Raw genomic sequence first — 13,364 nt, forward strand, 5'->3', positions numbered from 1 at the left:
TTTTTAAATTATAATCCTGGTTTTATAAGTGTTAAGTAAATTATATGATTTTATATAACTAGTATTTTCGTAACGAAAATACTAGTTTTTGATATCAAAAGTAAAGAATTTGCTTTCGAAGTTATTGCCTACTTTTTCATACTGAAACATAGCAGGTTCTAGGTTTTGCACTTCATGGTATAAAAGTCCTAAAGCAAGTCTTGCTTCTAAGGTTTCTTCGTTTTCTAATCTTGCAAGTTCAAGTAAAGCAATGGCTGAGTTTGGATTATTTGAACCTATTGCTGCAACTGCGGCTAAAAATAAAGTTTGAGCATCTTTAATTTTGTAATCATCTATTAAAATATTATAAAGTGTATATGCTTCTTGGTATTCTTTTGCAAATATATCTACATAAGCTAGAGCAAAGATTAATCCAATGGAATTTTTATTACTCATGGCTAGTCTTTTTTTAATATCATTTCTAACATGATTAAGCAAGCCTGTTATTTGCATAAGCGTTACATAGCTATCTTTAACTATCCCAGCTCCTCCAAATAAAGAATTATAATCAAGTTTGGTATTTAAAAAATACATTTGAGCTTGTTTGGCGTATTCTTTGATATTTAAATTCATATTTTTGGAGTTAAAATATAAAATATTGCTAATAATATCCTCACTTAATAAATCTTTTAATTCTTTTATTTTTTGGTTTCTTAGGGTTTCAAGATTATTGCCATTTGCAGCTATAATAGCAAATATTAACTCCAAAGGTGTGTTATTAGTATTTGAAAGATTATCTAGGTAAGGAATAGTAGCAGTAAAGTCATTTTTAGCTAAATATAGTAAATATTTATATATATTGTTGTTTTGATCAATGGTATTATCTGCTTGGAGATTTTCTAAAAGTTCATTAGCAAGTTTTGTATAATCTTTCTTTGCTAGATCCATACAATATATGCCAAAAATTCCTGCAATATAATTTTTAGGATTTAAATGATATGCGGTTGAAAAGTGCTTGTAAGCATTGTTATAATCTTGTAATTGTGCGTAAGTTAGGGCAAGATTATAATGAATTACATCATGAGCATGATAAATTTCACTTAAGTTTTTAAATTCTTGATTAGCTTCTCTTAGATGAAAATTAAAAGCTAAGTTAATAGCATGAGATAATTCTATATTAACCCCTGATAAAGCCTTACTTTTAACAAGTAATTCATTTTCGTACTCATATCCTTGTATAAAATTTCCCAAATCAGCCTTTGTAATAAGCTCCATGCTTTGTTTAACATCAAAAACACGATATGGTGAAAAGTAAAACAGTAAATCATATATTTGTTGTTTTCCAGTAATCAATCTCTTGGCAAAATTTTGTTGGGCAATATCAATATTTGAAAAATTTCTTTTTAATCTTGTTTTGATATTATAGTATTTTGAACCTATATCTTTATCTTTGATGTAAAGAGCTTTTAAAATTTGCGCACCACTTTCAAATTGACCGGTTTTTAATTCAACTAAGGCTAAAGCAACCTTACTTCTAGCTTCATGTTCTCCTATCTTTGAGGCTTTTTCAAGATATTCTTTAGCTTTTTGATAGTCTCCTGATTTTGCATATAATAAGCCTAAGGGTAAGCTTGCTTCATAATCTTCTTGTTTTTGTAAAAAATCAATGGCGTTTTTTTCTGATTTTAATAAAGCATAAACTTTTGCTCCAAGATAATAAGATTCACCTTGATAACCATTGATGTTGTTTGAGCGCATAAACATTTGCAAGGCTTCAGGGTAAAATCCTTGATAATAATTAATTAAACCTAGATAATAATCATACAAAGATGATTTGGAATCTTGTGGTAAATGCACTCTTGCTAAGTCAAGATAATAATTAAATTTTTCTTTATTACCAAGATTAAAATAACACACAGCAGTGTTTATGGCAGCAGCCACTTTGTGTTCTTCTAATTCTAAAGATTGCTTGAAATTTTCAATTGCGCTAGCATAATCTTTTTGTTTCATTTGGGCTACGCCAAGATTGTAACTAGATAGGGATTGATTGAAAATGTTAATGTTATTGTAAAGTTCTAAAGCACTTTCTACATCACCTTTTTCATATAATAAATTTGCTTTTTGTACTACAAGATCTAATGCTGATTGTTTTACTTTAGTGATGCTTGAGCTAGTATTATCATCTAAGACTTGAGTATTTAAAATAGCTTGTTTATCTTCTTTGAAAACTATGAGTAAAATTAAAACTACAAGCAATATTAGAGCAAGAGCTCCAAGTGCAGAAATTAAAATAATAAATTTTTTATCAAAAAGCTTTTTTTTCTCTTCAGGTTGCGGTGCTTGAGGTTCTTCTTCCACTCTTTGAAAGGTACTTTCTTCCTCCTCTAATTCAGGAGGTATCATGCCAGGAGGGATAGCTTGTTCTTCTACTCCTGGATTTTCATCTAACTCAGAGAAAGCTTTTTCTTGGTTGTCTTGTTCTTTAAGTGTTACTTCTTCGGCCATGTTTTCTCTTAAAAGTATTTTCTTAACACATCAGGAATTCTTATATTTCCATCTTTTTCTTGATAGTTTTCCATAATAGCTACCAAGGTTCTTCCAACAGCTAGCGAAGAGCCATTAAGTGTATGCACTAATTCGTTTTTGCCTTTATCGTTTTTAAAGCGAATTTTTGCACGTCTTGCTTGAAAATCTTTACAATTAGATACAGAGCTAATTTCACGGTATTTATTTTGAGATGGAAGCCAAACTTCTAAATCCACTGTTTTTGCAGCTGAAAAACCTAAATCTCCAGTACAAAGCATCAAATGTCTGTGTGCTAGACCTAAAGAGCTTAGCAAATCACTAGCACAATTTAGCATTTCTTCAAACATTAGCTCGCTTTGATCAGGCTTGCATATACTAACAAGCTCTACTTTTTCAAATTGATGTTGTCTTATAATGCCTCTTGTGTCTCTACCTGCACTTCCTGCTTCTTGTCTAAAACAAGCGCTATAGCAAGTCATTTTTAAAGGTAATTCTTCTTGAGTTAAAATTTCATTAGAATAAAGATTGGTTACAGGAATTTCAGAAGTTGAAATGAGGTATAAATCATCATTTTCTACCTTATACATATCATCTTTAAATTTAGGAAGTTGTCCAGTACCATACATGGTCGCACTATTTACTAAAAATGGCACATTAACTAACTCAAAACCTCTACTTCTATTAAAATCTATCATATAATTTACTAAGGCTCTACTTAGTAAAGCTCCTTCATTTTTAAGTACACAAAAGCGACTTTGCGAGATTTTAACTCCTCTTGTAAAATCAAGCCAATTTAATTTTTCTCCTAAATCATGATGTTCTTTAATTTCAAAATCAAAACTAGGCGGGGTAAGAACTTTTTTTAATTCTACATTCTCATCCTCATCTTCCCCAAAAGGCACACAATCATCAGGGGTATTTGGTACTGCTAGAGCAATTTGCTCCAGTTTTTCTTCTAATTCATTAACGATTTTTGATTGAGTATTAATTTTTTCTTTATTTTGACTTAGTTGTGCTTTTAAGCTTTCTTTATCTTGTGCTGTTGCAAGTTCTTTGCTAAATTTGTTTTGAAAAGCTTGAAATTCTTCTAAAAGTGCTTTTTCTTTTTTTAAATTTATAAATAAATCACTCAGTTCTTTAAGTAAATTTTCATCCACTTTTTTAGCTTTTAATTTTTGTGCAATTTCATCGAAATTATTTTGTAAAAGTTTTAAATCTAACATTCTAACTCCTTTTATAGTCCTATTTTAGCATAAATTTTTTCCATTGTTTCTTGGGCTTGTTTTTTTGCTTTACTTGCTCCAAATTCTAAAATTTCCTCAATTTTTGAAGGATTGGCTAATAATTTTTCATATTCGTCCTTGGCTGAGGCAAAATACTCGCTAATGATTTCATTTAAATACATTTTGAAATGTCCATAACCTTCGCCACCTTTTTTATAACGACTTTTTAAAGCTTCTTGCTCTGTTTTGTCTAAAAACAATTTTGCGATTTTAAATATATTGCAATTTTGCCAATCTTTTGGATCTTCTAAAGCTGTACTATCCGTAACAATGGAAGAAATTTGTTTTTTAATAGCTTTTGGTGTATTAAAAATATCGATTGTATTTTGATAAGATTTACTCATTTTGGCTCCATCAGTGCCAGGTACTATCGCAACTTCATCATTAACCTTAGCTTGAGGTAGAGTGAAAATTTCACCCCATTCATTATTTACTTTTAAGGCTATATCTCTTGCTATTTCAACGTGTTGAATCTGATCTTTACCTACAGGAACTATTTGAGCATTAAAAAGCAAAATATCTGCAGCCATTAAAACAGGGTAAGAAAAAAGTCCATGGTTGGCATTTAAACCTTTGGCGATTTTATCTTTATAGCTATGCGCTCTTTCTAAAAGTCCCATTGGAGTAAATTGAGAAAGAATCCAATAAAGTTCCATTACTTCTTTTACATCACTTTGCAACCAAAACACGCTTTTTTGTGGATCAATCCCTAAACTCAAAAAAGCTGCTGCAGCTTTGAGTGAATTTTGTCTGAGTTTTTCACCATCAAAACTTGAAGTCATAGCATGGTAATTTGCTATAAACATATACATTTGATTTTCTTCTTGCATATTTAGCATTTGTTTGATTGAGCCAAAATAATTGCCTATATGTAAATCTCCACTTGGTTGCAATCCTGTAATAACTCTCATTTTACCTCTTTTTTAATCTCTTTGATAAGTTCTTTAATACTTTTGTTTTCAATGTTAATTATAATATCTGCTTTTTTTTCATATTTTTTTGCCCTTTGATTAAAAAGAATTTTGGCATTATTTATATTTGCAAGTAAAGGCCTAGTGGCTAATTCTTCCTTGTTTAATCTTTGCAAAAGATAATCAAAGCTTGCTTTTAAATATATAATTGTCCCAATGTCTTTTAGTTTTTTTTGTTCTATGAAACCACCACCACTTGCAATAGAGCAATCTTGCACACAAGTTAAAAAAGAAACAAGTTTTTTCTCTTCTTTACGGAATTTTTTTTCACCATATGTTTTAAAAATTTCATCAATTTCAAGATTAAATTTTTCTTTGATTAAACTATCTGTATCTAAAAATATTTTATTGTATTTTTTAGCATAAGCTCTTGCTATGGTTGTTTTACCACAACCCATAAAGCCTACAAAAAGGAGATTATCCTTCTTGCTCATCTTTGCTACCTTTTTTTCTTGAAGCTAAAATCAAAGGAACACCTTCAAAATTAAATTGTTTTCTAATTTGATTTTGCAAATAGCGCTTATAGCTAAAATGCAAAGCTTTTGGTCTGTTCATGATTAGAGCTATTTTTGGAGGCGCTAAGTCATATTGAACCGCATAATAAATTTTTACTAATTTACCATAATCATGCGGTAGTGGGTGGGCTCTTGTGGCTTCTTCTACCAAGGCATTTAATTTTGCAGTTGGAATTTTTTGTGTAAAATTGGCAAAAACTTCTAAGATTTTATCTAAAAGTACATGTACTCTTTTTCCGCTTAAAGCTGATACGCTTACAACGGGTGCATAAGCTAGAAATTTAAAACGATCTAGTTTTAATTCTTTTAAAGTTCTATCAAAATCAAGCTCGCTTTTATCCCATTTATTAAGCACGATAATCACACCTAGACAATGCTTGGCAGCAAGTCCTGCAATACGCTCATCAAGTTCATTAAAACCCTCAGCTGCATCAAGCACTAAAAGTGCAATTTGAGCATTGGCTAGGGCATATTCGGTTCTATTTAGCGCATAACGCTCTAAGCCTTGTATTTTCCCACGTTTTCTAATCCCTGCAGTATCTACAAACTCAATGATTTTATCTTTATGCATAATGCTTTCATTAACAGGATCAATCGTAGTGCCTGCTATATCGCTTACCACGCTACGTTCTTCTTTAACTAAAGCATTTAAAAGACTTGATTTTCCTACATTTACCCTACCGATAATTCCTACTTTAATATGGTTTTCATTGATAGTTTTTAGCTTAAAATCTCCGCTATTTTCATCAAAATTTTCTAAATAGCTTTCAAAGTCTTCTTCTTTATCTGCATTTAAAAAACTTTCATTTAAAAACTTGCCAGCCCACATGCAAAGCTCATCAATGCCTATATTATGTGTAACAGAGATATTAAAAACTTCTTTCACGCCAAAATTAGAAAATTCCCAAGATCTTTCTTCATCCTTTTTATTATCGACTTTATTGATTACTAAAGCTATGGGTTTGTTAAGTTTTTTCATTTCATAAAAAAAAGCTTTATCTTCATCATCGGGCAGAAATTTTCCATCCACCATATAAAAGATAATATCACTATTTTTAGCAGCTTTTAGTGAATTTGCTTTGACATTTTTAAAAAGCTCATTGCTTTCATCAAGTCCGCCACTATCTATCAATAAGGCTCTTTTACCATCAATTTCCACTTCTATTTTGTTAGTATCTCTTGTAGTCCCACTTATGTCACTGGTGATAGCTATGCGCTTTCTTGCAAGTCTATTAAAAAGACTTGATTTGCCAACATTTGGTTTTCCTATTAAAATAATACTTTGCATTAATACTCATTTTTAAATTTTTATTTGTGATTATATAAAAATTGCCTTAAAATTAAGCAAAAAAGACTAAAATAACGGGAATTTTTATATGGAATTTATATGTTAAGAATAGTTAAAAAAAATTTAGGTATATATTTTATGATTATTGCTTCCATAGAATTTGCACTTGTAGGTGCTTGTGCAAAAATTCTTAGTGAAGAATTATCATCGATTGAAATTATGTTTTTTAGAAATATCATAGGCACAGCTTTTATGCTTTATGCGCTTTCAAAATTAAATTTTCATAAAAGCGGCGGTCGTTTGGGTTTGCTTATTTTTAGAGGTGTTATAGGAACGATTGCTTTATATCTTTTCTTTTATAATGTTTCTAATATTTCTTTAGGTGGGGCTTTTGCTTTTCAAAAAACAGCACCGATTTTTATAGCTTTAATTGCTTTTTTATTTTTTAAAGAAAGCTTGGGATTAAAAGCTTGTTTTGGGATTTTGATTGCTTTTATAGGAGTATTGTTAATTTGTCAGCCTTTTGCAGATAGTACTATGCATTCAGGCTTTGATTTGAAAAATAGTATTTTGGGAATTTTAAGTGGTTTTTGTGCAGCCTTGGCACTAACTAGCGTAAGAGAGCTTAGAAAATCATATCCAGCACCTTTTATAGCTTTATCTTTCGTTTTAATTGGTACTTTAATGCCTTTAATGTCTATGATTATAGGTTCTTTTTATGAAATAAAAGAACTTGATTTTTTAATTGCTCCTTTTGTTATGCCTAGTTTTAAAGCTTGGATTTTTATTATTTTAATGGGTGTTTTTGGAGCAATGTATCAAATTCATGTTACCAAAGCTTATGGGGTGGCAAAAAAGGCAGGAGTTGTTGCTGGGGTTAGTTATATAGATGTAGTTTTTACTTTATTTTTGGGCATATTATTAGGAGATGAATTTCCTAGTTTGATGGTTTTTATAGGAATTTTTAGCATTATTATAGGAGGAATTATTTTGGTTAGTAATCAAACAAAAGGAAATAAAAATGGAAAATAAAATAGATTTAATTTATGGTTTAGAAGATAAACCGCCTTTTGCTAAAGCTTTTTTTGCTGCTTTGGTGCATTTAATGGCTATGTTTGTGGCTGTGATTACACCTGCTTTATTAATTTGTAAGGGTCTTGGAATAGATGATACTAATACAGCTAGAATTATATGCATGTCACTTTTTGCTTCAGGTGTTGCTTCGCTTTTACAGATTAAAACTTGGGGTCCTATAGGGAGTGGACTTTTATCTATTCAAGGGACTAGTTTTAACTTTGTTGCGCCTATTATACTAGGTGGGCTTGTTTTAAAAAACAATGGTTTATCACAAGAAGCAATGCTTGGGGCTATTTTTGGCACTTTAATGCTTTGTTCTACCACTGAAATGATTATTTCTCAAATTTTACCTTTTATTAGAAGAGTGATTTCGCCTTTGGTTTCAGGTATAGTAGTGATGATTATAGGTCTTAGTTTGATTAATGTTGGTCTTGTGAGTGCAGGAGGTGGATTTGCGGCTAAGGCAAGTGGTGAGTTTGGTTCTTTGCAAAATTTATTATTAGCCGGAGTTGTGATTTTTAGCATTATTGTTTTAAATCGCTTTAATAATGCATATATAAGAATTTCTTCTTTATTTATAGCTATGATAATAGGGCTTTTAGTGGCTATGACTTTTGAAAATTTTAGCTTTAATTTTAATGAAAATTTACCTTTAATGTTTTTACCTGATCCTTTGCACTATGGTTTGAGTATTGATTATAATCTCATTTTACCTTTGATTTTGGTTTTTATGGTAACTTCTTTAGAAACAATTGGTGATATTAGCGCTACTAGTGAAGTTTCAAATCAGCCGGTTAAAGGTGAACTTTATGCAAAAAGATTAAAAGGTGGAGTTTTGGCAAATGGTTTTAATTCTTTTGTTTCGGCCTTTTTTAATACTTTTCCAAACTCATGTTTTGGGCAAAATAATGGTGTCATAGCTTTAACAGGTGTTGCAAGTCGCTATGTAGGGTTTATTGTAGCTTTTATGTTGATGATTTTGGGTTTATTTCCTATTGTGGCTGATATTACTTTGCAAATTCCAGAACCTATTTTAGGTGGGGCAACTTTAGTGATGTTTGGTACTATAGCTGCAACGGGGGTTAGGATTATCTCTAAAGAAAATTTAAACCGTCGTTCTATTATCATCATAGCTATGAGTTTGGGTATAGGACTTGGAGTTTCTAATAATCCTGATATTTTAGAATTTATGCCAATGTGGTTTAAAACTTTATTTTCTTCAGGGATTGCAGCAGGTGGGATTACAGCTATTATTTTAAATTTTGTTTTTCCTCTTGAAGAAAATAATAAAAATAAAGTAAAATAATAAAAAAAACAAGGAAAAAATGATGAAAAAAATGATACTAATAGCAGGGCCTTGTGTGATAGAAAATGAAGAGCTTGTTTTTAAGGTTGCACAAGAGCTTGAATGCTTTTTAAAAGATGATAGAATTGATTTTTATTTTAAATCAAGTTTTGATAAAGCAAACAGAACTAGTATTAATAGTTTTAGAGGGCCAGGCATTGAAAAAGGCTTGGAAATTTTGCAAAAAGTTAAAGATAAATTTGGCATGCAAATTTTAACTGATATTCATGAGAGTTCTCAAGCAAGTATTGCGGCTGAGGTTGTAGATGTTTTACAAATTCCAGCCTTTTTATGCAGGCAAACTGATTTATTGGTGGCTGCTGCTAAAACAAAAGCTAAGGTAAATGTAAAAAAGGGGCAATTTTTAAACCCTGAAGACATTAAATACAGCGTAGCTAAAATTTTACAAACTAGAGGTATTAACGAAGAAGGTTTTGAAATAGCCAAAGAAAATGGGGTTTTTGTAGCTGAGAGAGGTTCGAGTTTTGGTTATGGAAATTTAGTTGTAGATATGAGAAGTTTGGTTATCATGAGAAAATATGCTCCGGTTGTTTTTGATGCTACTCATAGTGTGCAAATGCCAGGAGCAAATGGTGGAAGTAGTGGAGGCAAAAGTGAATTTGTAGAGCCTTTAGCAAGAGCTGCTGCTAGTGTGGGTGTAGATGGATTTTTCTTTGAAACACACATTGATCCTTGTAAGGCTTTATGTGATGGACCAAATATGCTTGATCTTTCAAGACTTAAAAACTGCGTAAATACACTTTTAAAAATTCAAGAAATCATTTAAAAAAGGAAAAATATGAAGATAATAGAGGGAAATTTAAGTTTAAAAGGTGATGAGAAAATTGCAATTATTAATGCAAGATTTAATCATATTATCACAGATCGTTTAGTTGAAGGTGCTAAAGATGCTTTTTTAAGACATGGGGGTAAGGAAGAGAACTTAAGTCTTATTTTAGTGCCAGGTGCTTTTGAAATTCCTTTTGCATTAAAACAAGCTTGTGAGAGTAAAAAATTTGATGGAATTTGTTGTGTTGGAGCGGTAATTCGTGGAAGTACGCCACATTTTGATTATGTAGCAGCTGAAACTACTAAAGGTATAGCGAGTGTGGGGCTTGGAGCTAATGTGCCTGTAAGCTTTGGAGTTTTAACAACTGATACTTTAGAGCAAGCCATAGAAAGAGCAGGTAGTAAAGCAGGCAATAAAGGTTTTGAAGCTATGCTTACTGTGGTTGAAATGCTTAATTTAATCCAAAAAATTAAGGCTTAAAATGGCTACTAGACACCAAGTAAGACAAAGTATTGTTTCTTTGCTTTATGCAGCACAGCTAAATCAAGAAAATAAAGATTTTATTAATGAATTTTTAGATGAGAAAAAAATTCGCAATGACCAAAGAAAATTCACTCTAGATTTGTATAATGGCATTAATGAGCAACTTACTTTGCTTGATGAGAAAATTAATGAGTGTTTAAAAGAGCATAAGTTAGATGGAGTAGCTAGTATAGAAAAGGCTATTTTGCGTTTGGGTGCTTATGAGATTTTATTTACTTCTACACAAAAAGCGATTATTATTAATGAAGCCATAGAGCTTGCAAAAGAAATGGCAGGAGATAATGCTCCTAAATTTATCAACGGGGTGTTGGATAAAATCAACAAGGAAAAGCAATGAAACTTTGTGTGGCTTTTGATGTGGCAAGCTATGATGAGTGTATAAATTTAGCCAAGGAATTAAAAGGTTTAGATCTTTGGGTTAAAATAGGGCTTAGATCGTATTTAAGAGATGGAGCAAAGCTTTTAGAAGCGATTAAAAAAGTGGATAATTTTAAAATCTTTTTAGATTTAAAGCTTTATGATATACCAAATACTATGGCAGATGCTTGTGAAGAACTTGCTAAGCTTGATGTAGATATGTTTAATATCCATGCAAGTGCAGGTAAAAGTGCTATGTGTATGATTATGGAGCGCTTAAATGCTTTAAGTAAAAGACCTTTAGTGCTTGCCGTATCTGCTTTAACTAGCTTTGATGAGCAAGAATTTTTTAGTGTGTATAAACAAGATATTAAACAAGCTGTTAAAGATTTTTCTAAAATTAGTTATGAAAGTGGTCTTGATGGTATGGTTTGCTCAGTATATGAAAGCTTGCTGATAAAAGAAAATACAAGTACAAAATTTATTACATTAACGCCTGGAATTCGTCCGTTTAAAGAAAATTCAGATGATCAAAAAAGAGTAGCTGATATAGAGTGTGCTAAGGATAATTTGTCAGATTTTATTGTGGTTGGAAGACCTATTTATAAAGCAAAAGAACCTAGAAAGGTTTGCGAGGATATATTAGAGCATTTAAAATAAGCCTTAAGGCTTATTTTAAATAAACTTTCATTTTTTTATTTTCTAAAACAATTCCATCATCATCGTTAATGATTTTAAATTCTCCATTAAAGTATCTTAGGAAATTGTCTTCAAATTTCATAGATTCTTGATCACAAAGCATTTTTGTTGAAGCAAGATTGTCTTCTATTTTTATGCTGCTTCCTTGATCTTTATAATTTCCAAAAAATCTATTACATCCTGCTGTTCCAAAAAGCCTTTTGTCTTTATTGTCAAAACTAATACTTGTTTTTGTATTTTGAGGAAGTTCGTAGCTTTTTCCATTTGCTTCATAAGAACTTATGGTAAATTCTTTATTTTGTAAATCATCAACACTTAAATTTGCCACAGAACACCCACTAAAAACAGCTAAACTTGCTATGCTTAATGTGATTATTTTTCTCATTTTTATTCTCCTTATACATGAAAATGTTTTAATTCATCTTCTAAATTTTGACAAACTACATTTAACTCATGAGCAACATCAAGCAAAATTTTTGAAATTTCTTCATTTTTATCGCTTAATTTTACCGTTTCTTGCATTTTATCAAGTAAAGATTGTAAAGTTTCTTGTGTGCTTGAGATTTTTTGCATACAAGCATTTGCTAAGTCTCTTGCGTTTTCATTGCAAACTTTTACTTCATTGGTCCCTTCTACAAGATCTTTTGCATCTTGGTTTAAAGAATTAATTTCTTTAGCATTGTGTTTTAATTCTTTAGAAACTTCATTAATACTATCTACTAATTGCTTGGTGACAATAGCAATATTTTTTAAAAATTCTTCTGAGCTTTGAGCAAGATTTCTTACATCTTCAGCGATAACTGAAAAACCACGACCAAATTCTCCAGCACGTGCAGCTTCAATACCTGCGTTTAATGATAAAAGATTGGTTTTATCAGCAATTTCTCCCATCATGTCAGAAGCCTTTTTGATCTCTTCTGCTTGTTTTTCCATAACTTCAACTTTTTGAGATAAAACATCTTCATTTTCTGCAACAACTCTTACTTTATCTACTACCTGATTTAATGAATCAAGCATGGTGTTTAAAACTTCAAAAGATTTTGTATTGGCTTTATTTGCATTGTTTGAAAGCTCAGCAAGATCTTGCAACTCTGTATGAATTTGCTCACTTAAATGATAAGATTCATCAGTTTTTGTGTGACCTTCTTTTGTTCTATTTGCTAGATCAAGTGCATTGGTATTTAAAAGCTTAGATTGTTTATCTACCATTTGAGAATTTTCATTAGTAGAAATCACTGCATTTTGAATTTTTTCAATAAATTGGTTGATGTAGGTGCAAGCTTTGCCTATTTCATCAGTGCTTTTTATGTTGATTCTTGCGCGTAAATCTCCATCGCCGCTAGCTAATTCTTTAGCGTGTTTTAAAAGATCTAAAACAGGATTACCCACAACTATTTTTAAAATATAAAGCACAGCAAAAACAGTAAAAAGTAAAGCTATGCTAAAGATTATAATATAAGTTCTAGCTGAGTTTGCCAAATCATCATCTACATGTTTTAAATCATTATACATATCCATAACACCCAAAACATCACCTTCTTTAGCATTAGCATGACAAGCTAAGCAACTTTCATTAGCGATTAATGGGCGTATAAGTCTTAGATAATGTCCTTGATTGTTATTGATTTCAACAGCTTGTATTTGCGGCTTGTTAAATTGTTCGTTGATGATACTTTCATCGCTTTTTGTATATTTTTGCATTTCAAAAAGTTCAATTGTGCCCTTTGAAGGATAAATTTTAATATCTTTTATGCCTTCAATTTCTCCAGCATCTTTTATAGCTTGTTCTATAATAGCAGGGTCACCTAAATTCATTGCCATTCTTAATGTTTGAAAAACAGAAGTGCTTAAGGTATCTAAATGTGCACGGCTGATTCTATCGGTCGTTTGCTGAGAATCTTTTTGTAAGATAATTTGCATGATAATAAAACTAATTAGCAATGTAGAAATCATTGCTAAAGATATCTTCGCACCTATGCTTTTAAACATTT

General features: G+C 30.9%; 13 protein-coding genes. 6 read left to right on the forward strand and 7 right to left on the reverse strand.

The features are described from left to right. Positions 1-81: 81 nt before the first annotated feature. The 5 genes from L8U98_RS05610 to der are packed head-to-tail and all read right to left on the reverse strand — an operon-like array spanning position 82 to position 6,562. Positions 82-2,484 carry a tetratricopeptide repeat protein gene (locus L8U98_RS05610; RefSeq protein WP_263678842.1) on the reverse strand — a complete coding sequence of 801 codons (2,403 nt, stop codon included), beginning with the start codon at positions 2,482-2,484 and terminating at the stop codon, positions 82-84. Between the two features lie 8 nt (positions 2,485-2,492). Next, positions 2,493-3,728 (reverse strand): serine--tRNA ligase, encoded by a 1,236-nt coding sequence (serS, locus tag L8U98_RS05615; RefSeq protein ID WP_263664014.1) that lies wholly within the window; start codon positions 3,726-3,728, stop codon positions 2,493-2,495. Positions 3,729-3,739: 11 nt separating this feature from the next. Next, a complete protein-coding gene (gene trpS, locus L8U98_RS05620) occupies positions 3,740-4,699 on the reverse strand; it encodes a tryptophan--tRNA ligase (protein WP_263725205.1) in 960 nt (319 codons plus the stop codon). Continuing rightward, positions 4,696-5,193, reverse strand: a complete 498-nt coding sequence (locus L8U98_RS05625; protein ID WP_263725206.1) for a shikimate kinase — start codon at positions 5,191-5,193, stop codon at positions 4,696-4,698. Before L8U98_RS05625 ends, trpS begins: the two co-directional genes overlap by 4 nt. Continuing rightward, a complete protein-coding gene (der, locus tag L8U98_RS05630; protein WP_263725207.1) occupies positions 5,177-6,562 on the reverse strand; it encodes a ribosome biogenesis GTPase Der in 1,386 nt (461 codons plus the stop codon). Before der ends, L8U98_RS05625 begins: the two co-directional genes overlap by 17 nt. A gap of 99 nt (positions 6,563-6,661) precedes the next feature. On the opposite strand from der, the gene L8U98_RS05635 reads away from it, so the two are divergent. The 6 genes from L8U98_RS05635 to pyrF are packed head-to-tail and all read left to right on the forward strand — an operon-like array spanning position 6,662 to position 11,334. Further along, a complete protein-coding gene (locus L8U98_RS05635; protein WP_263664010.1) occupies positions 6,662-7,594 on the forward strand; it encodes a DMT family transporter in 933 nt (310 codons plus the stop codon). Then, a complete protein-coding gene (locus L8U98_RS05640) occupies positions 7,584-8,945 on the forward strand; it encodes a uracil-xanthine permease family protein (RefSeq protein ID WP_263664009.1) in 1,362 nt (453 codons plus the stop codon). The genes L8U98_RS05635 and L8U98_RS05640 overlap by 11 nt, the downstream gene beginning before the upstream one ends. Positions 8,946-8,967: 22 nt before the next feature. Then, a complete protein-coding gene (gene kdsA, locus L8U98_RS05645; protein ID WP_240386734.1) occupies positions 8,968-9,771 on the forward strand; it encodes a 3-deoxy-8-phosphooctulonate synthase in 804 nt (267 codons plus the stop codon). Between the two features lie 12 nt (positions 9,772-9,783). Then, positions 9,784-10,254, forward strand: a complete 471-nt coding sequence (gene ribE / locus L8U98_RS05650) for a 6,7-dimethyl-8-ribityllumazine synthase (RefSeq protein WP_012661257.1) — start codon at positions 9,784-9,786, stop codon at positions 10,252-10,254. 1 nt (position 10,255) lies between these two features. Next, positions 10,256-10,654 (forward strand): transcription antitermination factor NusB, encoded by a 399-nt coding sequence (gene nusB / locus L8U98_RS05655; RefSeq protein WP_263659333.1) that lies wholly within the window; start codon positions 10,256-10,258, stop codon positions 10,652-10,654. Beyond that, complete coding sequence (gene pyrF, locus L8U98_RS05660; RefSeq protein WP_263725208.1) at positions 10,651-11,334, forward strand: orotidine-5'-phosphate decarboxylase; 684 nt, start codon at positions 10,651-10,653, stop codon at positions 11,332-11,334. The genes nusB and pyrF overlap by 4 nt, the downstream gene beginning before the upstream one ends. Positions 11,335-11,344: 10 nt before the next feature. Here the strand turns inward: pyrF and L8U98_RS05665 are convergent, their stop codons facing one another. Both L8U98_RS05665 and L8U98_RS05670 read right to left on the reverse strand, forming a co-directional pair. Then, a complete protein-coding gene (locus tag L8U98_RS05665) occupies positions 11,345-11,758 on the reverse strand; it encodes an META domain-containing protein (RefSeq protein ID WP_263725209.1) in 414 nt (137 codons plus the stop codon). A gap of 11 nt (positions 11,759-11,769) precedes the next feature. After that, the gene (locus tag L8U98_RS05670; RefSeq protein ID WP_263725210.1) at positions 11,770-13,362 is read right to left on the reverse strand and encodes a methyl-accepting chemotaxis protein; all 1,593 of its coding nucleotides are present in this window, start codon (positions 13,360-13,362) and stop codon (positions 11,770-11,772) included. Positions 13,363-13,364 lie beyond the last annotated feature (2 nt).

Origin of the sequence: Campylobacter sp. RKI_CA19_01128, from assembly GCF_025771175.1 — a bacterium.
Taxonomy (GTDB): domain Bacteria; phylum Campylobacterota; class Campylobacteria; order Campylobacterales; family Campylobacteraceae; genus Campylobacter_D.

Coding starts and splice junctions, on each gene's coding strand:
- L8U98_RS05610 (WP_263678842.1), bottom strand. CDS start 2,484: ATGGCCGAAGAAGTAACACTTAAAGAACAAGACAACCAAGAAAAAGCT.
- serS (WP_263664014.1), bottom strand. CDS start 3,728: ATGTTAGATTTAAAACTTTTACAAAATAATTTCGATGAAATTGCACAA.
- trpS (WP_263725205.1), bottom strand. CDS start 4,699: ATGAGAGTTATTACAGGATTGCAACCAAGTGGAGATTTACATATAGGC.
- L8U98_RS05625 (WP_263725206.1), bottom strand. CDS start 5,193: ATGAGCAAGAAGGATAATCTCCTTTTTGTAGGCTTTATGGGTTGTGGT.
- der (WP_263725207.1), bottom strand. CDS start 6,562: ATGCAAAGTATTATTTTAATAGGAAAACCAAATGTTGGCAAATCAAGT.
- L8U98_RS05635 (WP_263664010.1), top strand. CDS start 6,662: ATGTTAAGAATAGTTAAAAAAAATTTAGGTATATATTTTATGATTATT.
- L8U98_RS05640 (WP_263664009.1), top strand. CDS start 7,584: ATGGAAAATAAAATAGATTTAATTTATGGTTTAGAAGATAAACCGCCT.
- kdsA (WP_240386734.1), top strand. CDS start 8,968: ATGAAAAAAATGATACTAATAGCAGGGCCTTGTGTGATAGAAAATGAA.
- ribE (WP_012661257.1), top strand. CDS start 9,784: ATGAAGATAATAGAGGGAAATTTAAGTTTAAAAGGTGATGAGAAAATT.
- nusB (WP_263659333.1), top strand. CDS start 10,256: ATGGCTACTAGACACCAAGTAAGACAAAGTATTGTTTCTTTGCTTTAT.
- pyrF (WP_263725208.1), top strand. CDS start 10,651: ATGAAACTTTGTGTGGCTTTTGATGTGGCAAGCTATGATGAGTGTATA.
- L8U98_RS05665 (WP_263725209.1), bottom strand. CDS start 11,758: ATGAGAAAAATAATCACATTAAGCATAGCAAGTTTAGCTGTTTTTAGT.
- L8U98_RS05670 (WP_263725210.1), bottom strand. CDS start 13,362: ATGTTTAAAAGCATAGGTGCGAAGATATCTTTAGCAATGATTTCTACA.